The 18,587-nt window shown below is 53.5% G+C and carries 19 protein-coding genes; 11 read left to right on the top strand and 8 right to left on the bottom strand.

Annotated elements, in window-relative coordinates:
• Positions 1–659 precede the first annotated feature (659 nt).
• Positions 660–1,007: an HNH nuclease YajD gene (gene yajD, locus ACJY2L_RS07075; protein ID WP_439213375.1), complete on the bottom strand. Its 348-nt coding sequence runs from the start codon at positions 1,005–1,007 to the stop codon at positions 660–662.
• 320 nt (positions 1,008–1,327) lie between these two features.
• Here yajD and ACJY2L_RS07070 point away from each other — a divergent pair, with 320 nt between their 5' ends.
• The 3 genes from ACJY2L_RS07070 (at position 1,328) to ACJY2L_RS07060 (ending at position 3,982) form a co-directional block, all read left to right on the top strand.
• Positions 1,328–1,546 (top strand): hypothetical protein, encoded by a 219-nt coding sequence (locus tag ACJY2L_RS07070; protein ID WP_439213374.1) that lies wholly within the window; start codon positions 1,328–1,330, stop codon positions 1,544–1,546.
• 89 nt (positions 1,547–1,635) lie between these two features.
• Positions 1,636–2,313 carry a cupin domain-containing protein gene (locus tag ACJY2L_RS07065; protein WP_439213372.1) on the top strand — a complete coding sequence of 226 codons (678 nt, stop codon included), beginning with the start codon at positions 1,636–1,638 and terminating at the stop codon, positions 2,311–2,313.
• Between the two features lie 346 nt (positions 2,314–2,659).
• On the top strand, positions 2,660–3,982 hold the full coding sequence (locus tag ACJY2L_RS07060) for a methyl-accepting chemotaxis protein (protein WP_439213371.1): 1,323 nt from the start codon (positions 2,660–2,662) through the stop codon (positions 3,980–3,982).
• 64 nt (positions 3,983–4,046) lie between these two features.
• On the opposite strand, the gene ACJY2L_RS07055 is transcribed toward ACJY2L_RS07060, so the two are convergent.
• Positions 4,047–4,772, bottom strand: coding sequence for an SDR family oxidoreductase (locus ACJY2L_RS07055; protein ID WP_439213370.1), 726 nt, complete (start codon positions 4,770–4,772; stop codon positions 4,047–4,049).
• A gap of 114 nt (positions 4,773–4,886) precedes the next feature.
• On the opposite strand from ACJY2L_RS07055, the gene ACJY2L_RS07050 reads away from it, so the two are divergent.
• Complete coding sequence (locus ACJY2L_RS07050; protein ID WP_439213369.1) at positions 4,887–5,819, top strand: LysR substrate-binding domain-containing protein; 933 nt, start codon at positions 4,887–4,889, stop codon at positions 5,817–5,819.
• A 39-nt stretch (positions 5,820–5,858) separates the two neighbouring features.
• On the opposite strand, the gene ACJY2L_RS07045 is transcribed toward ACJY2L_RS07050, so the two are convergent.
• Positions 5,859–6,713, bottom strand: a complete 855-nt coding sequence (locus tag ACJY2L_RS07045) for a LysR family transcriptional regulator (protein WP_439213368.1) — start codon at positions 6,711–6,713, stop codon at positions 5,859–5,861.
• Between the two features lie 74 nt (positions 6,714–6,787).
• On the opposite strand from ACJY2L_RS07045, the gene ACJY2L_RS07040 reads away from it, so the two are divergent.
• The 5 genes from ACJY2L_RS07040 to ACJY2L_RS07020 all read left to right on the top strand — a co-directional run bounded on the left by ACJY2L_RS07040 (position 6,788) and on the right by ACJY2L_RS07020 (position 10,673).
• Positions 6,788–7,711, top strand: a complete 924-nt coding sequence (locus ACJY2L_RS07040) for a DMT family transporter (RefSeq protein WP_439213367.1) — start codon at positions 6,788–6,790, stop codon at positions 7,709–7,711.
• Positions 7,712–7,840: 129 nt separating this feature from the next.
• Positions 7,841–8,887, top strand: a complete 1,047-nt coding sequence (locus ACJY2L_RS07035) for a catalase family peroxidase (RefSeq protein WP_439213365.1) — start codon at positions 7,841–7,843, stop codon at positions 8,885–8,887.
• Positions 8,884–9,423: a cytochrome b gene (locus tag ACJY2L_RS07030; protein ID WP_439213364.1), complete on the top strand. Its 540-nt coding sequence runs from the start codon at positions 8,884–8,886 to the stop codon at positions 9,421–9,423. Before ACJY2L_RS07035 ends, ACJY2L_RS07030 begins: the two co-directional genes overlap by 4 nt.
• A 9-nt stretch (positions 9,424–9,432) precedes the next feature.
• Positions 9,433–9,942: an RNA polymerase sigma factor gene (locus ACJY2L_RS07025; protein ID WP_439213363.1), complete on the top strand. Its 510-nt coding sequence runs from the start codon at positions 9,433–9,435 to the stop codon at positions 9,940–9,942.
• The gene (locus ACJY2L_RS07020; RefSeq protein WP_439213362.1) at positions 9,939–10,673 is read left to right on the top strand and encodes an anti-sigma factor family protein; all 735 of its coding nucleotides are present in this window, start codon (positions 9,939–9,941) and stop codon (positions 10,671–10,673) included. The genes ACJY2L_RS07025 and ACJY2L_RS07020 overlap by 4 nt, the downstream gene beginning before the upstream one ends.
• Before the next feature lie 213 nt (positions 10,674–10,886).
• Here the strand turns inward: ACJY2L_RS07020 and ACJY2L_RS07015 are convergent, their stop codons facing one another.
• A complete protein-coding gene (locus ACJY2L_RS07015; protein ID WP_439213361.1) occupies positions 10,887–11,918 on the bottom strand; it encodes a methionine synthase in 1,032 nt (343 codons plus the stop codon).
• A 26-nt stretch (positions 11,919–11,944) separates the two neighbouring features.
• Complete coding sequence (locus tag ACJY2L_RS07010) at positions 11,945–12,928, bottom strand: DUF1852 domain-containing protein (RefSeq protein WP_439213360.1); 984 nt, start codon at positions 12,926–12,928, stop codon at positions 11,945–11,947.
• A 508-nt stretch (positions 12,929–13,436) separates the two neighbouring features.
• Between ACJY2L_RS07010 and ACJY2L_RS07005 the strand changes: the two genes are divergently transcribed.
• Complete coding sequence (locus ACJY2L_RS07005; RefSeq protein WP_439213359.1) at positions 13,437–14,057, top strand: LysE family translocator; 621 nt, start codon at positions 13,437–13,439, stop codon at positions 14,055–14,057.
• A 364-nt stretch (positions 14,058–14,421) separates the two neighbouring features.
• The gene (locus ACJY2L_RS07000; RefSeq protein ID WP_439213358.1) at positions 14,422–14,898 is read left to right on the top strand and encodes a glutathione peroxidase; all 477 of its coding nucleotides are present in this window, start codon (positions 14,422–14,424) and stop codon (positions 14,896–14,898) included.
• A 270-nt stretch (positions 14,899–15,168) separates the two neighbouring features.
• Here ACJY2L_RS07000 and ACJY2L_RS06995 read toward each other — a convergent pair whose 3' ends face one another.
• The 3 genes from ACJY2L_RS06995 to ACJY2L_RS06985 are packed head-to-tail and all read right to left on the bottom strand — an operon-like array spanning position 15,169 to position 18,126.
• Positions 15,169–15,453, bottom strand: coding sequence for a YkgJ family cysteine cluster protein (locus tag ACJY2L_RS06995; RefSeq protein ID WP_439213357.1), 285 nt, complete (start codon positions 15,451–15,453; stop codon positions 15,169–15,171).
• On the bottom strand, positions 15,450–17,027 hold the full coding sequence (locus tag ACJY2L_RS06990; RefSeq protein WP_439213356.1) for a cobalamin adenosyltransferase: 1,578 nt from the start codon (positions 17,025–17,027) through the stop codon (positions 15,450–15,452). Before ACJY2L_RS06990 ends, ACJY2L_RS06995 begins: the two co-directional genes overlap by 4 nt.
• Positions 17,028–17,040: 13 nt before the next feature.
• Positions 17,041–18,126 (bottom strand): chemotaxis protein, encoded by a 1,086-nt coding sequence (locus ACJY2L_RS06985; protein ID WP_439213355.1) that lies wholly within the window; start codon positions 18,124–18,126, stop codon positions 17,041–17,043.
• Positions 18,127–18,587 lie beyond the last annotated feature (461 nt).

Raw genomic sequence — 18,587 nt, 5'->3', positions numbered from 1 at the left:
ATTTAAACGACGCCGGAAAAGTAAAGAAAATCTTTACTATTCGCAGGCATGCAGCGGCCAGCGGCCAAAAAGGCGCTGAGCCTGAACCGGTGCTCCAGGGATAAAAGGCAATCCGCAACAAGGAAAATGGTTAACAGTACAGCCAAATAAAATGTTCAATGCAGGACGCAGATATTGCCTGTCGGCAAGATTAAACAGTACCACTCTTTGTGAGAGCCCGCGCGTCAGCTCAATTTACTTCTATTAACCTCAATGACTTAATATGATGAAAAAGGTTAACAGTCGACGCTGGATTGCCATAAATTAGTCTGCGCCCGCCCGCTTTACTACTGGCCAAAATCTGGAAAATCCGCCCTAAGCCAAATGATTTTTTATTAATGTCACTTACATCACCAAACCAGATGAGGTAGCCAGCCAGGCCAGGCCCAATTTATTCCACGCAGGGAAGTTATTATTTAAATTTAAGTGTTACAGAGTGATGCAATTCAGGTGCGGTAAGAAAAGCGCTTTTAGGGCAGAAACAGGCCGCCGATAAAAAAAAGCAGCATGGGATGCGCAAAAGTCAGGAGAAAGGAGAGAAAGAGGGGTGGCTACGGCGTCGCACAGCCGCCGCGAGAATGCGCCAGCTTTTGCAAAGCCGCAGCCGTGCGGCATCTGGGTTATTTCTTCTTGTTAAGCATCGCCTGCAAATCAGCAAAAGGATTATAGGTTGCTGCCTCAACGTCGTTTTGCGCATCCTCACCCGCCACTACCGAGGTACCATACTGATCCGCTTCGGTATATTTCGAGTGCTCGTGATCATGACAGTAGAGGCACAATAGCTCCCAGTTACTGCCATCTGACGGATTATTGGTGTGATCGTGATCGATATGGTGAACGGTTAATTCACGCAGGTTCGAGTAAACAAACTCCCGCGAGCAGCGACCGCACACCCAGGGAAACAGTTTCAGGGCTTTCTCACGATAGCCGCTTTCCAGACGCGTATAGTTTTTTGGGATCAGAGCCATTGCCGATATTACCTGTGATAAAAGGCGAATTTATAGAAGGGTTATCAATATATCCCATATCGGCACAGAACGAGACAGGCTAAAGGCGGTGCGCCCTGTTTTTGCCTGGCGGCGGACGAAGGTAAGCACACACTGCTATCGCGCGGCTCGCTAATGTTGTTATCGTAAGTGATGCGTTGGCGCCTTCAGTCAACGGCTAAAAACCCGTATGCAGACAAACGGACTATTTACTCGCTTCTCTTAGCAGGAATTCAGCCATGCCCCACTACTGTTTCTACAAGAAAGCCAGGCACGTTGTTGCGCTGGAGAGATCGGACGCCATGGGTGCAGAACAGCTGTCGCAACAGGGATATGAAAAGCAATTTGAAGAAGTTAGCGCACTGAATGCAGACCGGGCGCTGCGCCGCTTTGCCGACATTCGCCGTGAAAAGCGCACCGATCAGCACAATTTTCTCGCAGGTGCCGCCACCTTCCCCTTGATTGGGGTATTGACCGCCTTCGCGATGTTTCTGCTGAAGAAAAAAGCAGGGCGAAAGTAAACGCCTGCCGTAACTCGCGATAAACCCGCGCTGTTCTGACGATGCAAGGCATTAATTATGTGCGGATACCGCATAACAAGAAGAGAACCATGTTAATCAATGCTGATTTTTCACAAAACGTTGTGGTGACGCCTGACGATCATCACTGGATCAGTTCGCCACAGGCAGGCGTCGAGCGCGTTATGCTCGATCGTATCGGCGCTGAAAAGGCGCGGGCCACCAGCCTGGTCAGATATGCGCCTGGCGCTGATTTTCCTCAGCACAGTCATCCAGGTGGTGAAGAAATCCTGGTGCTGAGCGGCGTTTTCAGCGAAAACGGTATCGACTATCCCGCAGGCTGCTATCTGCGCAGCCCGGATGGATCGTCCCATCAGCCATCAAGTCGCGAAGGCGCCACGCTGTTTGTTAAGCTTCGTCAGATGTCTGCCGATGACAGCGCCTGGGTGCGCACCAATACCCACGATCGCACGCTCTGGCAGGGCGAGCCGCGCAGGCAGTTCTGCCCACTGTACAGTAGCCAGCGTGAAACGGTGCTGCTGCAAAAGCTGGCGGACGGCGAGCCGCTGGTGCAGGACCACGCCGCAAGCGGAGCAGAAGTGTTGATCCTGTCCGGTGAATTAACCTCGGCGGCAACCCGTTATCCAACCGGGAGCTGGCTGCGCTTTGCTCCGGGTGCCTACCCCGCCCTGCACGCCGCCGCTGCCGACACCCTGGTCTATGTGAAAACCGGTCATCTCCACCACGCGGATTTCACGTTCACCGATTAAACGATCGGTTGAACCGGCCCTTTCAGTCATCAACCGCCTGAGCCCTGTGGCACTAAGATGCAGCATTTGATAGCTCCAGCTGCACGCCGCCCGCGAATTGCACCCATGCACGCAACCTGCGGGAATGAACACCATCATTCCCTCAGGTTGACCTTCACACCACCTGACCGCCGTTTTCTCCCTTCTCACCCTTCTCTCCGCAGCCGGCGAGCCTGACGTAATGTCTGATTTACCTCGCCTGTAACGCCTGGACATAATAATCAGCAGAAACTATCACAGTGATGGGTGATGTGAACGCCGGATCTGCCGATAACCCAGCTAGTCCCCATTTCACCCGGTATCTCTGATGCAACTGAATGTAGTGAAAAATTTTTTTGCCCTGCTGAACCCTCGCCGCGGCCAGCGTTCATCCGCGTCTTTTAACGCCTTAAGCCAGGCGATGCCCGTGATTGAATTCACTCCTACCGGCATCATTCAGAAAGCCAGCCCGCTGTTTCTGACGGCGATGGGATACCGGGCTGATGAAATCATTGGCCGCCATCACAGCATGTTCTGCCCGCCGGAGCTGGTTAATTCCCCTGAATATCGCCGCTTCTGGCAGCGTCTCGCGGCGGGAGAAAGCTTCAGCAATAAATATCTGCGGCTGGCCAGCGGTAACCGCCCGGTCTGGCTGGAAGCCAGCTATATCCCGATCGCCGATCGTCGCGGCAAGGTGTTTAAAATCATTAAAATCGCCGCAGACATCTCGGCGCGCATGGAATCTGCGCTGGAACAGGAATCGGTGATTAATGCGATCGGCCGCTCAATGGCGGTGATCGCCTTCAGTCCCGCCGGTATCGTGCTTGATGTAAACGAAAACTTTCTGCAGGCCACCGGTTACACGCGCGATCAGGTGCTGGGTCAGCATCACCGTCTGTTCTGCTCAGAAAAACTCTGCCGCAGCGACGAATACCGGCAGTTCTGGGAAAGGCTTAATCAGGGTGAGTTTTTCTCCGGCCAGTTTCCCCGCCTTAACCGTCGCGGTGAGCCGCTGTGGCTGCGGGCAACCTATAATCCGGTGTTTAACAGCAAAGGCGAGCTGTACAAAATCGTGAAGTTTGCGTCTGACGTGACGGAACAGGTTTTGCGCAATCAGCGAGAGCAAAATGCGGCGGTGCATGCGTGGGAAATGGCAGTGCAAACACGCGGCAGCGCGCAGGCCGGAGCCAATGTGATCGAAAACAGCATACGCATGATCGATAAAATTGCCCAGGATATGAACACGGTCTCGACCGACATTGTCCGTCTTAACAAGCAGTCAGACAGCATTGATGGCATGGTGGAAACCATTCGTGGCTTTGCCCTGCAAACGCGCCTGATTGCGCTTAACGCGGCGATCGAGGCTGCCAAAGCGGGCGCATCGGGCCGCAGCTTTGCCGTTGTCGCCGCCGAAGTGCGTAGCCTGGCCGCCAACGTCAGCGGCGCTACCGAAGCGATTGAAAAGGTGGTATCCGGCAACAACCAGCTGACCAGAGACGTACTGAAAGGCATCGAAACCAGCCTGGAAAATACCGGGCAAGGCGTTACGCTGATGCGCGAAGCCAGCGAGGTGATCGCCAGCATTCAGCGCAATTCAGAACGCGTGGAGAGCGCTGTCAAAGAAGTTGCGCGTTCGGTTGAGGCGGAATAACAACGCGCTGCGGAGAACGATCGGCATTGAACCATCGGCGCCGGTGCCGACGGGGGCGAGGCCATTACCAGGGCGCCCGCTGTTGATCAAACCAGAAACCTGCCGTCATCTCCGCTCTCTCCTGCTCCGCCAGCCAGACGATACCCGCCGCAGCCTGCTCTACCGTTCGGTAGCCGGTGTGGCCGTTGAAATCGGTAGCGGTATAACCCGGATCAACCGCATTGACGCTGATGTTGTCTTTGATCAGCTCTTTGGCGAACGCTACCGTAATGGCATTAAGCGCTGACTTCGAACTGGTGTAGCCCATCGCCTCGACCTGAGAATAGGGATGGCTGAGGTCGGCGACCCATTCCAGCGAACCGAGGCCGCTGCTGACCATGATAATACGGCCATAGGGCGCGGATTTAAGCAGCGGAAGAAACGCCTGCGTCACCCTGATGACGCCAAACACGTTGGTATCATAAACGGCCATGATGTCACTGAGGCTTTGCGCGCTGGGAGCAACCGGCTGCGCACCCGAAATCCCGGCATTATTAATCAGCACATCCAGCTTTCCCTCTTCCTCCTGCATCCGCTGCACCGCGGCCTGAATGCCCGACAGGTTGGTGACATCCATGATGATTAACCGCGCATTGATGCCTTCCGCAGCCAGTCTGGCAACGGCCACCTCGCCACGTTGTTCGTCGCGGCAACCCAGCCAAATCGTATAGCCCCGCTGACCTAACTGCCTGGCCGTTTCAAAACCGATGCTCTTGTTGCCGCCCGTGATAAGTACGCTCTTGCTGTTCATCTGCGTTTCCTGAAGATAAGTGCCTTTCTGCTTAACAGGCGTTTTTTGTGTTCTGAATTTATAGCCTGCCTGATAGTTTTGATAAACGAGCATAATAAGAACAGGCTGATCGGTATGGCGAACAATAGCGATGCGACTGGAATGGAGAACCTGGCGGTTTTTCTGACGGTGTTTAACGAGAAGAGTTTTCGCACGGCGGCGATCCAGCTTGGCCTGTCGCCCTCCACGGTCAGCGAGAAAGTTTCGGCGCTGGAGCGCAGCCTTGGCGCACGCCTGTTTACCCGCACCACACGCAGCGTCAGGGCGACCGAAGCGGGTCAGGCGCTGGCCGAGCGCATCGCGCCGCTGCTTACGGAGGTGCGCGCCGCGCTCAATGATGTGACTACGCCGCAGCAGGATTTGCGCGGCACGCTCAAACTGAACATCACCGGCGCTGTCATGGTGGACATCTTACCGCCGCTGCTGGATCGCTTTCTCTCACAGCATGCGCAGATTCGTGTGGAGCTGATGGTCGATGATCGGCTGGTGGACGCCACGCTGGCGGGCTGCGACGCGGGCATTCGTTACGGCGAACATCTGGCGAAGGATGCCATCGCGGTGCCCATTGGGCCGCGCATCCAGCGCCTGGCACTGGCCGCCTCGCCCGCCTATCTCGCGTCGCGCGACCGCATTACCCATCCAACTGATTTACCTGAACATGACTGCATACGGCTGAAATTTTCCAGCGGCGCGCTGGTGCCGTGGGATTTCAGTCGTCACGGACAGATGCTGCGCGTGGATCCGCCAGGACGGCTGATCATTGGGGTCGATGGCGCATCGGCAGCCATCGATTTTGCGCGCAACGGTAACGGCATCATCGCGACGTTTGAAAACTGGCTACAGCCGCATTTCGACGCGGGCGATCTCTTGCCGGTTTTACCGGAATGGTGGTCGTCGTTTGAGGGGCCGTGGCTCTATTTCTCCAGCCGCTTTATGACTGCTCCACTGCGGGCGTTTATCGATTTTCTGCGCGAACAAGAGGCACAACGCGCGATGCTCAGCCGGTGATTCGTCAGGCCGGTTGCGGATTATGCCACGGCGCGACCTCTATAACCGAAACCGCTGCTGCATCGCCTCTGCCAGTAACGTAATGGCCTTATCACCCGCAGAAGTGGCGCTGCGCATAAACACGATGTCATGGTCGGCAATCAACGGCATGCCATCGAGTATCTGCATGCGTTCGGTGACTTTGCCGCGGTCAATCAGGCTGATAGCCAGACCCGCTTCCACACAGGCTTTAACCGCCTGATTGGAGTGGCTTTCGAGCACAATGCGTACACGGCGACCGGATGCGTTTAACGCCTCGATCATCGCCTCGCGGTAAGGGCATTGCACGGCGTGCACCGCCAAAGGCAAAGGATCGCGGCGCAGCAGATCGCTACTAATAGGCCCGACCCAAACCGGCGTGGTCGACGTCAATAGCTGGCTGTGCGGGCCAGCATACCCTTTCAGCTGCGTCACCACCGCCGTTTGCACGTTGTCGCGCTGCACCCATTCTCTGAGCAGATAACTTGGCCCGGTCTTCAGCTCCAACACCACATTGGGCCAGGCGGCGGTAAAAATCGGCAGGATGTCGCGAATAACGTGCAGCGCATATTCATCGGGCACGCCCAGGGTAATGCGTCCGACCAGATCGGTGCCGTGCAGATCGGCCAGCACCCGATCGTGCGCGTGTAACAGTTCGGCGGTGGAGGCCAACAAACGCTTGCCGAGCGCGGTCAGGGAAACGGACTGGTTGTCGCGATTCAACAGCCGTCCGCCTGCCACCGCTTCAAGACGCTGAATGTGCACGCTCACCGCTGCCGGACTTTTGTGCAGCTGTTCAGCGGCCGCGCTGAATTTCCCGATGCGCACCACGGCATGAAAGGTGCGTAACAGATCGATGTCGAGAGTCGCATTCATGATTTAACCTTTGTGAACGACTGATGCACGATATTTTGATTTACCAGATTACCCCAATTGCCTAGCCTTGAGGAATGAACAAAACATTCCCGATCCAACTTAACCCTGCACTACGTGGCCACTGGCTGCCCACTCTGCCGCTGCCACTGCTGGAAGCCGGGCTGGTCATCGCCTGGAGTTCAGGGTTTATCGGCACCCGTTTTTCTATCGATTACGCCCCGGCGTTGCTGGTGGTCTTCTGGCGCTGCGTGGTGGTTTCTCTGTTACTGCTGCCCTTTGTGCTGCGGCCGTTGCGGCAAACCTCGTTTCGCGTACTGCTGAAAAACGCCGCCATCGGCTTGCTGGCGATGGCGGGCTACATGACCGGCGTCACACAAGGCATTGCGCTCGGCGTACCGGCGGGTCTGGCCGCGCTCTGCGCCGATCTGCTGCCGCTGGGCATGGCGCTGTTGGCGGCGGCCTGTCTTGGCGAGCGACTGGCACCGAAGATCTGGCTGGGGCTGCTCCTCGGGCTGGTTGGCGTACTCACCGTAACTCACAGCGTGCTCGGGCTGGGCGACGCGCCGCTGTGGGCCTACGGTTTGCCGCTGGCAGGCATGTTATCGCTGGCGGTCGCCACCCTGTGGCAAAAGCGCGCCAGCGACGCCTCGACAATGGGCCTGCTGCCTAACCTCTGGTTACAGTGTTTTGTGTCGAGTTTCGCCTTCGCCCTCATTCAGGGTAGCCAGGGCAGTCTGGCACCGATTCCCTCAACGGGCTTCGCGCTGAGCGTGTTATGGACGGTTGGGCTGTCAACCTTCGGCGGCTACGGGCTGTACTGGATTTGCCTGCGCCGCAGTTCGGCAACCCGCGTGGCCAGCGTGCTCTATCTCAGTCCGCCCATTACGCTGCTCTGGGCGTGGATGATGTTCGGTGAGCCGCTCTCCTGGCAGATGGCGTTGGGAATGATGATTTCCGCCATTGGCATCGCGCTGGTGATGCGCGCCGAGCGCCGCTGAGCCGAGCGGGCATCTGATTTATTGCTGTTCAGATCCCGACCGCCGCCAGCAAAAAAATTTTCTTTTCGCGGGAATAAGCTTTCCGGTGGTTCGTCTTATCTGCTCTCAGATAACCGACGAGCGCATGATATGACACAACCTTCACTTTCCAATCGCCAAAAGTTGACCCGGCTTTTGCTGGTAGCCGCTGTTCCGCTGGCGTTGATTTTACTATTTTTATGGGCAGGCGGTTGGCTGACGCCTCAACGGCTGTCCGCCGATAAAATGATTGTCGCGCTTGAGCAAACCGGCGGAAAACACCCCGGTTATCGCCGCAATCATGCAAAAGGCATCTGTATCCTGGGTGATTTTATCGCCAACGGCCAGGCCAGCAGCCTTTCCCGTGCGGCGCTGTTTGCACCGGGCAGCACGCCGGTAACAGGCCGCTTAGCAATTGCGGGCGGTAATCCCGCGGCACCCGATTACGCCGTTCCGGTTCGCAGTATGGCGCTGTTATTCCAGCAGGCGAACGGGGAACAGTGGCGTACCGGCATGAATGCGATACCGTTTTTTCCGGTCGCGACCGTTCAGGGGTTTTACGATCAGCAAGAGGCGTCACGGCCCGATCCCACAACCGGCAAGCCCAACCCGGCCAGCATGCAAGCGCTGGTGCATAAACATCCGGAAATCGCCCATTTTGTCCGCTGGGTAAAACAGGCCGTTCCTGCTTCCAGCTGGAGCAGCGAGCAATACAACAGCCTGAACACCTTTCTGTTTGACGACGCTTCCCATCATGAGCATCTGGTTCGCTGGAGCATGGTACCCCATACGCCACGGCAACCGATTACCGCAGCAGAACAAGGCGACAGCGATTTTCTGCAAAAGGATCTACAGCAGCGCCTGGCGAAGGGGCCACTGAAGTGGGATTTGATCATTACCCTGGCGGGCGCGGGCGATGCAGGAAACGATGCGTCGCGCGCGTGGCCCGCCGATCGTCAGACCGTTAATGCCGGCACGCTGGTAATCAACCGTGCCGTGCCTCAGCGGGAAGGGAAATGTAATGACATTAATTATGACCCGCTGATTCTGCCCGATGGCATCGCCGCATCTGACGATCCTTTGCTGAATGCGCGTTCCGCGGCCTACGCCAAATCCTATAACCTTCGCACCCGCGAGCAGTCAGGGCATTCACTATGAAACAGGTTACCCATTTTCACCCTGTGCTACGCGTGGTGCACTGGCTAATGGCCGCGCTGATTCTGTTCATGCTGTTGATCGGCGTGGCCATGGTCTCTACCGTTTCTTCGTTACATGCTTTGCTGGTATCGATTCACAAGCCGCTGGGCCTGATGATCCTGGTGCTGGTGCTGGCACGCCTGTGGTTACGGTTCTGTACCGCTGTTCCGGCGTTGCCTCACTCGATTCCGGGCTGGCAACGTGCCATGGCGCATCTTTCACACTGGGCGCTGTATGCCATGATGCTGGCGCAGCCGCTGATTGGCTGGGCTATGCTTTCAGCAGCGGGCTATCCGGTGACGCTGGGAGGTGGCCTGGTATTACCGCCGATTGTGCCAATCAATAACGGCAGTTATGCGCTGTTGCGTTCTCTGCATTCGATCGTTGCGTTGTTGCTGTTCCTGACCATTATGGTGCATCTGGCGGCGGCACTGCTGCATGCCTTGATCCTGCGGGACGGCGTGTTTGCCAGTATGGCGGGAAAGCGCAAACGCTGAGGGTCCTCTGTGTCACATCTTACTGATGAAGAAATTCGCGATGTTATGCCGCATTTGCAACGTTTTGCCCTGTGGCTGACCCGAAATCCACACAGCGCTGAGGATCTGGTGCAGAGCTGTCTGTTTAAAGCGCTGACGCACAGCGCACAGCGTAAACCTGAACACAGCCTGCGGGCATGGCTGTTCTCTATTCTTTATCGACAGTTTATTGATGGCGAACGGCGAGGTAAGCGTTATCGGGCTATCCTGGCATTTTTTACTGGTGAAGAGCGCTCAGGCCCGTCGGTGGAATCGATGGTGATTGCCGACGACACGCTGGCGCTCTTCGCCACGCTGCCCACCGATTATCGGGCGATACTGTTGCTGGTGAGCGTGGAAGAGTTGAGTTACAAAGAGGCTGCTATGGCATTAAATATCCCGCTGGGCACGGTGATGTCTCGCCTCTCACGGGCGCGTAAACTGCTGCATGAAAAGCTGGAAGGTCAGGCCGCACCACTGCCATTGAGGAGGCTAAAATGACGCCCGGTGAACAGGAACTGCATGCGTGGATGGATGGCGAAGTTGACGATGCCCGCGCCGAAAAGATAGAACGTTATCTGGCGGAGAACCCGCAGATCGCCGCCGAAATGGCGGCGTTGCGTCAGGATAAGCAGCTTTTACGACAGGCGATACATCGGCAACCGCCGTATGCCACCAACGTTGATGCGCACTATTTTCATCGACGTTTACGCCAGCAGAGGTTCAGGAAACTGGCGCTGGCCTGCGTGCTGGTGTTGTCAGTCGGTATCGGCGGCATTACCGGCTGGCAAATCAACGCACAGATGAATGCGCATCTGCCCATGGAAGATGCTGTTCAGGCGTTCCGGCTGTTCGGCGATGAAAGCCAGTTGCCGCTTGATGTCAGCGCCGCTCAACAAGCGGATCTGACGCGCTGGGTAACCCGCTATTTTATTCATGGCGATTTGCCGCCCAACCTTGAGCAGTATGGCTTTAAACCGCTTGGCGCACGTCTGATGGCAACGGCGCAAGGGCCCGCTGCACTGGTGATGTATGAAGATCCGCACGGTACGCGCCTCGCCTGGTATATTCGCCCACTCAGCCCGATCAAGATGTCCCACGGAGAACGTCAGGCAGAAGATGTCATGGCGCAATACTGGAGTGATGCGCATTACAACTATGCGCTGGTTACGCCGCTGGGTGCGCCACAGGCGGGCGTCGTGCGCAAAGCGTTGTCACCCACAATAAGTTGAAGTTACACGGCAGAGGAAAAAAGCTGATGGGTTTATGGTGGGGAGAGGTTGGTTGAAGAAACCACGCGCAACCGGCTTAACGTCAACGCCTTGCCGGTTGCCGTTCTAATCAGAACGCCATGAATTGATGGTGATCGCAGCACCGCGGCGCCATCCGGGAACGATGTGAAGATGGCGGCACCTTCACATCGTTTTCCTGAGGAGTGGCCGCGATTATTTCGCCAGCAGTTCCCGACGCACGATCTCAGCACCGGCGCTCAGCGCATGGAGTTTACCCTGTGCGACGCGACGCGATAACGGTGTCATGCCGCAGTTGGTGCACGGATAGAGTTTGTCAGCATCAACAAACTGCAGCGCCTTACGCAGCGTATCGGCAACCTGCTCCGGCGTCTCAATGGTGTTGGTCGCCACATCGATGGCGCCGACCATCACTTTCTTACCGCGAATCAGTTCAATCAGCTCCATTGGCACCCGCGAGTTCTGGCATTCCAGTGAGATGATATCGATATTGGATTTCTGCAGCTTAGGAAAAATTTCCTCATACTGCCGCCACTCTGTTCCCAGCGTTTTTTTCCATTCGGTATTCGCTTTAATGCCGTAGCCGTAGCAAATATGCACCGCGGTTTCGCATTTAAGCCCTTCGACCGCTCTTTCCAGCGCCGCAATTCCCCAGTCGTTCACTTCGTCGAAGAAGACGTTAAACGCTGGCTCATCAAACTGAATAATATCCACGCCTGCAGCCTCTAATTCCCGCGCTTCCTGGTTAAGGATTTTGGCAAATTCCCAGGCAAGCTTTTCGCGGCTTTTATAGTGGCCATCATACAGCGTGTCGATCATGGTCATCGGGCCCGGCAGCGCCCATTTGATCGGTTGCGTGGTGTGCTGACGTAAAATTTTAGCGTCTTCAACAAAAACCGGCTTCTGACGAACCACTTCACCGATAACGGTCGGTACACTCGCGTCATAACGATTGCGGATGCGAACAATTTCACGCTTTTCAAAATCAACGCCGCTGAGGTGCTCAATGAAGGTGGTCACGAAGTGCTGGCGGGTTTGCTCACCATCACTGACGATATCAATGCCCGCTTCAACCTGATCCTGCAAGCAAACACGCAGCGCATCGAGTTTGCCCTCAGCCAGCTCTTCGCCTTGCAGCTTCCACGGCGACCACAGTGTTTCAGGCTGAGCAAGCCATGAAGGTTTTGGTAAGCTGCCCGACGTTGAGGTAGGTAATAACTTTTTCATAATGGATAACCTTGTAGTTCGATTAATCAAAGAACGGAATGAGCAGACCACTGCTCAAGAACAGCCTGGTAAGGTTTAATGAATGTCTCTTCAGTAAACTTGCCCTGCTCAACAGCCAGCTGGCTACGTTCTTCTCGATCATAAACAATCCGCGTGAACGAATAATCCTGATGACTCAGGCTTGGCTGATAGACGTTCCCTGCCGCAGAATTCGCGTTGTAAATTTCAGGCCGATAAATCTTCTGGAAGGTTTCCATCGTGCTGATAGTGCTGATCAACTCCAGGTTGGTGTAGTCGTTAACCAAATCACCCTGGAAATAAAAGGCCAAAGGCGCAACGCTGCCCGCTGGCATGAAATAGCGCGCGGTTAATCCCATTTTGGCGAAATAGTAATCGGTCAGCGATGCCTCGTCCTGCTGATATTCAATGCCCAGAACAGGATGCACATTGCCCGTGCGGTAATAAGTGTTTTTGCTCGATACGCTCAGGCAGATCACCGGCGGCTTACTGAAGTGCGTGTGGTATACGTCGGAGTTGATAAAGTTTTTGAAAATGTTGCCATGCAAATCACCGAAGTTAGCAGGCATGCTAAATTCAGCGCAGTTTTTATTATGTGCTGGCAGCACCACGCTGAAATCATAATCTCGCACGTAGGAGGAGAAGTTATTGCCCACGATGCCTTCAATGCGCTGACCGTTCTGTTTATCGACGACGGTAGTTTTTAAGATTTCAATGACCGGAAAAGCGCCGCCCTTGCCTTCGAGATCAACGTTCAGCTCGGCAGTAATAATCTCCAGCTCAACCGCATAGCGATCGCTTTTCGGGTTATCCCATTGCGCCAGCGAATTGAAACGGTTGTCGATCATTACCAATGCGTTGTGCAGATTTTCCTGACGCTTTTCACCCCGGGCTAAATTAGCGAAGTTGGTGGTGATACGCGTTTTAACAGAAGGATTATAATTTTCGTCGAAACGAATGCGCTTGAGAGTAAATGCAAAGTTTTTATTCATTGTTATCTGGCATCCTGATTTCTGATAAAAAGCCTGATTGCATGACACATTTTTCAGGCTTTCTTATTCAATGTGTTCGCGATAAATATTTAATAACTGTGCATATTTTATGCCTGACTCTTCGCGTGAAAAAAAGTGATTTAATTTCATTCAACATGAACTTTCTTCATGTTCAAGCAGACTATCAGTGCCAGCAAGGATAGCGTTGCACGCTTACACAGGGTTTCACTTCCGAGATCAGGGGGTTAGCGCGGATTAAGGTGATGAGCGGATGATGAAGAATAATGAGGATAGCAGGCACGGCCTGTGTTGCGCGCGCCAACATGCTGACACATCATGTTGTGTGGACATTCCGTTTTTGTCTATTACGGATGCTCTATCTTCAGGTTTATTGGAGGATAAGGCGCAAGCGGATGAGAGGGGCTTTATGCGATTATCCTGAACCTGAGGCTGCTGGGATCGTTATCCAGCCTGAGTTGATGACTTAAATGGCTTTGGAGAGAGTGCTATGTCCATCATGGATTCACTACTGACATTTAGTTTGGCCGCTGTTCTGTTGACCTTAACACCGGGGCTGGATACTGCACTGATATTGAGAACGGCCACAACAGAAGGAAAAAACCAGGCTATTCAGGCGGCGCTGGGGATTAATACCGGCTGTTTACTGTGGGGCGTGGCGGTTGCTTTTGGATTAGGAAGCGTTGTAGCAGTTTCAGAGCTTGCTTATGACATTCTGAAATATTGTGGCGCAGCCTATCTGGGTTGGCTGGGCGTTTGTATGCTGGTGCGTCCCAGGAAGCAATTAATCGTGGCTGATGCTTCCAACAAGACGGCTTCAAACTGGTTTCTGAAAGGCGTTCTCGGCAATGCCCTCAACCCTAAAGTAGGCATCTTTTATGTCTCTTTTTTGCCCCAGTTTATTCCTCAGGGGCACTCTCCCGTTATCTGGACTTTTGGGCTGGTGACTATTCATATAACAATGGGTATTGTCTGGTCGTTGATGCTCATTGGCGCGACGCGCCCGCTGGCCTCTCTGTTACAAAAAGAGAAAGTGATTCGCTGGCTGGACCACACCACCGGTCTGGTTTTTCTTTTATTTGCAGCACGGCTGGCAATCAGCAGGCGTTAATTTCTCAGCACCCGGGCCAGGTTGATGCCCGCCAGGCCTTGAACCGCCGCCGTCTTAATACCTGTTTGACCGGGCATCCTGATGCGTTATTCATTGGCGATCAGGTTGCCGGCTTATTTCCTTTGGTCAGTTTTTTGAACATGCATCGCCTATTTTTAATGACCTGAAAGGGCAGCAGAAGAGCTATGGTATGCAGGCCTGCTGTCAGAGTTACATTGCCAGAAGCGTCGTCACCGCTGCCGTAGTAATGATGTTTAACCAGCTCGTAATAAGCAAAAAACCTGCTCGTCACGCTATGTTGCCCGCAGTAACGTGAGGCGTGGTAATGTCGACATCGATATAGCGCTGTCCTGAGGATTCAACCATGACCCCTTTTTATCAACTTACTGCCACCAGCCTGCGTGGCCAACTGGTCCCAATGGCCGATTACGCTGGCAAAGTGGTGCTGGTGGTGAATACCGCCAGCCATTGTGGATTCACACCACAATACGCAGGCCTTGAAGCGCTCTACAAAAAGTATGCCGATCGCGGTTTAGTGGTGTTGGGGTTTCCCTGCAACCAGTTCGGTAAGCAGGAACCCGGCGATGCCGATGCCATTGAGCAAACCTGTCACATCAATTACGGCGTGAGCTTTCCAATGTTTGCAAAGGTTGAGGTCAACGGTGCCGGAACGCATCCGGTATTTGGTTACCTGAAGGATGCACTGCCCGGCGTGCTGGGTGGACGAGTAAAGTGGAACTTCACTAAGTTCCTGATCGGACGCGACGGCAAGCCGCTCAAGCGTTTTGCCCCAATCTCCACGCCGGAGAAGATGGAATCCGCCATTCTGGCTGCGCTTTAAATTTAATGTTTTAGGTCATCCACGCTTTTTGGGCGGGGCGTGTGTGTGCAAACAGATCATTTGTTGGCGAGGTTAATGTCCGCTTTTGCGTGCAGCGGATGGGAGTTCTCTGGCGGTCTGCCGAGTGCCATGAACGGGGATTGCTAACATTGAGATGCACTACTCTGCAAGCGCAGATCACCACTTGATTTGTACAGTTGTCACCTCATGACCCTTTGTCAATATTATTTGCTAGCGGAGCCAGGCAATGACAACAGATTTTGTAAAACCTTATCCGGCAGGCTGAGCTGCTATTTTTTCCAGTTCCAGACAAGCGATACGATTTATATCGATAAATTCCCGCCAGCTGTACTGCTGCTGATAATTGAGCTGATACTGTTTCTCGACCTGGCAAATGAGCGGGCGAGTGTCATAGATGGTACAAAGCCGATTCTGGTCATCGTAGTGACGGCAAGCACCGTCACCCCGGTCGAGAAACTGCGTTTCCTGGGTGAGTGAAACCAGGCGGCAACAGGCGCCGCACTGGTTGCAGGGAAAGGCTGGTGAGTGTGTCATAAAGAATTCAGCCAGCTTCTGACCGAATCCGTATTGCCCGCCTCAAAGGGCAGGGTGATATTGCGTTGGGCTGCCTCATCACGCAGTAGTAAACCGCGTTCTACTTCGCTGTTAAGCGCTCCAAGCTGCAGCGAGAACAATGCTAACTCGCTAGTGTTCATAGCAAACTCCAGCGAACTTAGCTCAAAGATAAAACGATCCAGCTCGGCATTGATGTGGAGGAAATAGTCCACGGCGTGCTGATACTTGTCTTTAAATTTATTCAGAAATACCCAAAGCTTTTGCATTATGGGGCTGTATTCAAGGAAGTAGTTCATCACCACCGTCAGCAGGCCGGTGGCCAGTGCTCCGCTGAATGCCGCCAGCTCCGGGCCAAACGGGAAGGGCATTATTTTTGCAAGTGATTCATTAATGACCACGCCTGCTGCCACCGCAACACCTGCAGCAAGCAATTTGCTCACCGTTTTTGCCAGCTCACCCGGTGCAAGATTTTCTGGGTTAAAAACCATGATTTTGAACGCCTGGATGAGGTTGTTCCACATCTCACGGATCAGGCGCACCATCATTTTCTGGGTGGTGAAAATGAGATTGAACAGCGTGGTAGTGACACTGGAAAGAATGCCTCCAATTGCACCATCCTTAAAGGCCTCAAGAAAGATTCTGAACTTCGCCCGAATGCGCGACCATATAGCCTTTAACACGTCTCCCATTTCACTCAGCAAATCGCCGGCAACAAAATTATCCTTATGACGCGCCACCATTTCCGGCAGGCGAGCCCGAAATTCAAACCATACTTCAGCCAGCATCAGCCCAAGCACCTGGCGAGTGCCCATGTTCAGACCACTGGAAGCAGAAGCTAACGCCACGCTTTTGGCAAATTTGCTGCTGGTATAGTAAGCCTGATTCACGGTGTCTTCGTACTGCTTGCGCGCTTTCTTATCGGCTTCGCGCATACGGTCGAAATCGGCACTGGCTTTATTCTCGAGCGAGTCGAGACGCTTTCGCTCCAGAGCCGTGAGTGACAACTGGCTGCGTAGCGATGCAATCTCTTGCTGAGTTGCCTGGTAGTCGGCACTCAACTTTTTCACAAATGCGTCCATTGTCCTGGCGCCTTTGGCTTTGTTGAGCGTCTCATTGGTAAGAGTAAGATTACTGCGATCATTTGCCAGATCAGACCCGTTTAAATCTGCTAACACGCGACCTGGATCGTCATGAACCTCTTTAGCAGATTTGATATGGTCTAAATTGGTCTTCCCATTATATGCAAACGTCTCGCCGGTGTAGGTATCCGTCAGCGTGCCCGCTTTCCGCTTAGCCTTGCCTTCGCGGTTCGTGGCGATGTAGTTCTCGTGATGGTGATAAGACGTTGAGTTGTAATCGCCGCGTTTCGCATACTTCTCTCGCTCTTTGGCAGTAGCGTATACCTGCTGACGGGCGTTATGAATCGTGTCGACGTTCCCGCCGACCTTATCTTCAAAAAGCAGGAAATCGAGTCCAAATGATGTTGCGAGGCTTTTCACCACGGTCTGATGCAGCTCTTCACCCCAGTCAAACGTTTTATTTAAATTGGTCATTGGCGACTCCGGCTTAGGCAAATTTGCCGGAGAAGTCAGTGTCTGCATCACTCAGAACTTTGTCCAGTGCTACCGTGTTCAGCACGTTAATGCCGTTTTCATCAGTTTTAAGCTGAATCACACCTTCTTTGATGACCGCTTTGCTTTGGATATCGGTGACAGGCTCGAACAGCGGAGTGGTGATAATGCTGGTCATTATGGCGGCCAGGATGTAGCCATTCTGAATAAGGGCCACGCAATCATCGGTCTCTTTCTCGGTGATTTGTCCGGCGTGACGTGCCATGATTCTGGCGTGCATCGCTTTTAACGGAACGAGATAGCACGTGGCGAAGGTACTGTGCATCTGCTCAAGCGACTGATAGATGGAATCCACGTATTTATTAACGCGATTAAGGTGTGCTTCTGCCTGATCCATTTTATTGATAGCCTCGTTACTCTGGCGCTCTGCTTCTTTAGCATTTTCCAGGGCTTTAGTCGCATGAGAATCGTATGCCCACCCTGCGATCAGAAGAAGCGGCGCTACAACTGCACCTCCAAGAATCATCGCACCCCCTGCCATCCCCCAACCGCCCGCAGCCAGCGAACCGCCACCAATGGCTGCCATGGTAGCGTTATACGCTGCCGCTCCAGAAAGTGCCGCTATCGGTGTACCGGTTGAGGCTGCGGCAAAGGCCATTACGCCGCTATAGACCGCAAAGCCTGCCGCCGCACCGGAAGCGCCAGCACTCACTACGGTACTGAGGTATTCGGTAGCGGAGATGGCCAGACGCTCAATGCTGTTGAGTTTGTGTACAGGGATCTTTAGCTCAATTTCTTGATGGTTAACGTTTGAAATGGCTTTCAATAACTCTTTAGCAAGGGTATGAAATTCTTTAAATTCGCTACCAATTTGCAGTTCTTTTTTACCAAGTTTATCCAGCTTGACGGAAGAGGCTTCATTTGCGTTATCGAAAATTCCTTTGCGATTTTTATAGCGAGCTTCGGCACGATTATGAAGATCTTCCGCTTCCGATTTTTTCTGATAGCCGTCGTAGGCTTTTTTACCGCCCAATGCGGTGGCTATTGCAGCACCACCAAGAATGATTAACGGTATTGGCATCTTAAATCCTCCGATTTTGAAAAGTGAATTCCGCTTCCTGTGCACTTTATGGGGCAAGCAAGTTGGTATGCGCCCTAATTTTTATAAAGGTGATAAGTAAAATCCGTTCATACGGCAAGTGATGCGTTAGCGCATGGACTTTCAATGACGTATCCCCTACCCCAGTTTCAATATCTGGTAATGTGCATATCGGCATGTTTAGAAAAAACATTAGTTACGAGATGTATATTCTGCACGGTAATACAACAGTATTGCCTGAGCATAGGGAGGTTATTAGGGGATAAGCCGCACGCTGTTAATTACGTTATAACGATGTAACCGATATCTCATGAGCGTTCATTATTCGTACAGCGCGATTCTTGATTTGCAGACATGCTCGCTTTGTACCAAAGAACGTAGCCAGTGTCCTGAATGCTATTATTCTTTTACAAGGTGTATTTATTTGCTCCGATTATCTGACT

This window comes from Duffyella sp. Ts4, from assembly GCF_051851875.1.
GTDB classification, from domain to species: Bacteria; Pseudomonadota; Gammaproteobacteria; order Enterobacterales; family Enterobacteriaceae; genus Duffyella; species Duffyella gerundensis.
Note: the sequence above shows the minus strand (reverse complement) of the source record. Positions and strands in the feature narration are given on the sequence as shown.

Bases quoted from the DNA above. Each gene is read 5' to 3' on its own strand.
- yajD (WP_439213375.1), bottom strand. From the start codon at position 1,007: ATGGCTCTGATCCCAAAAAACTATACGCGTCTGGAAAGCGGCTATCGT.
- ACJY2L_RS07070 (WP_439213374.1), top strand. From the start codon at position 1,328: ATGGGTGCAGAACAGCTGTCGCAACAGGGATATGAAAAGCAATTTGAA.
- ACJY2L_RS07065 (WP_439213372.1), top strand. From the start codon at position 1,636: ATGTTAATCAATGCTGATTTTTCACAAAACGTTGTGGTGACGCCTGAC.
- ACJY2L_RS07060 (WP_439213371.1), top strand. From the start codon at position 2,660: ATGCAACTGAATGTAGTGAAAAATTTTTTTGCCCTGCTGAACCCTCGC.
- ACJY2L_RS07055 (WP_439213370.1), bottom strand. From the start codon at position 4,772: ATGAACAGCAAGAGCGTACTTATCACGGGCGGCAACAAGAGCATCGGT.
- ACJY2L_RS07050 (WP_439213369.1), top strand. From the start codon at position 4,887: ATGGCGAACAATAGCGATGCGACTGGAATGGAGAACCTGGCGGTTTTT.
- ACJY2L_RS07045 (WP_439213368.1), bottom strand. From the start codon at position 6,713: ATGAATGCGACTCTCGACATCGATCTGTTACGCACCTTTCATGCCGTG.
- ACJY2L_RS07040 (WP_439213367.1), top strand. From the start codon at position 6,788: ATGAACAAAACATTCCCGATCCAACTTAACCCTGCACTACGTGGCCAC.
- ACJY2L_RS07035 (WP_439213365.1), top strand. From the start codon at position 7,841: ATGACACAACCTTCACTTTCCAATCGCCAAAAGTTGACCCGGCTTTTG.
- ACJY2L_RS07030 (WP_439213364.1), top strand. From the start codon at position 8,884: ATGAAACAGGTTACCCATTTTCACCCTGTGCTACGCGTGGTGCACTGG.
- ACJY2L_RS07020 (WP_439213362.1), top strand. From the start codon at position 9,939: ATGACGCCCGGTGAACAGGAACTGCATGCGTGGATGGATGGCGAAGTT.
- ACJY2L_RS07015 (WP_439213361.1), bottom strand. From the start codon at position 11,918: ATGAAAAAGTTATTACCTACCTCAACGTCGGGCAGCTTACCAAAACCT.
- ACJY2L_RS07010 (WP_439213360.1), bottom strand. From the start codon at position 12,928: ATGAATAAAAACTTTGCATTTACTCTCAAGCGCATTCGTTTCGACGAA.
- ACJY2L_RS07005 (WP_439213359.1), top strand. From the start codon at position 13,437: ATGTCCATCATGGATTCACTACTGACATTTAGTTTGGCCGCTGTTCTG.
- ACJY2L_RS07000 (WP_439213358.1), top strand. From the start codon at position 14,422: ATGACCCCTTTTTATCAACTTACTGCCACCAGCCTGCGTGGCCAACTG.
- ACJY2L_RS06995 (WP_439213357.1), bottom strand. From the start codon at position 15,453: ATGACACACTCACCAGCCTTTCCCTGCAACCAGTGCGGCGCCTGTTGC.
- ACJY2L_RS06990 (WP_439213356.1), bottom strand. From the start codon at position 17,027: ATGACCAATTTAAATAAAACGTTTGACTGGGGTGAAGAGCTGCATCAG.
- ACJY2L_RS06985 (WP_439213355.1), bottom strand. From the start codon at position 18,126: ATGCCAATACCGTTAATCATTCTTGGTGGTGCTGCAATAGCCACCGCA.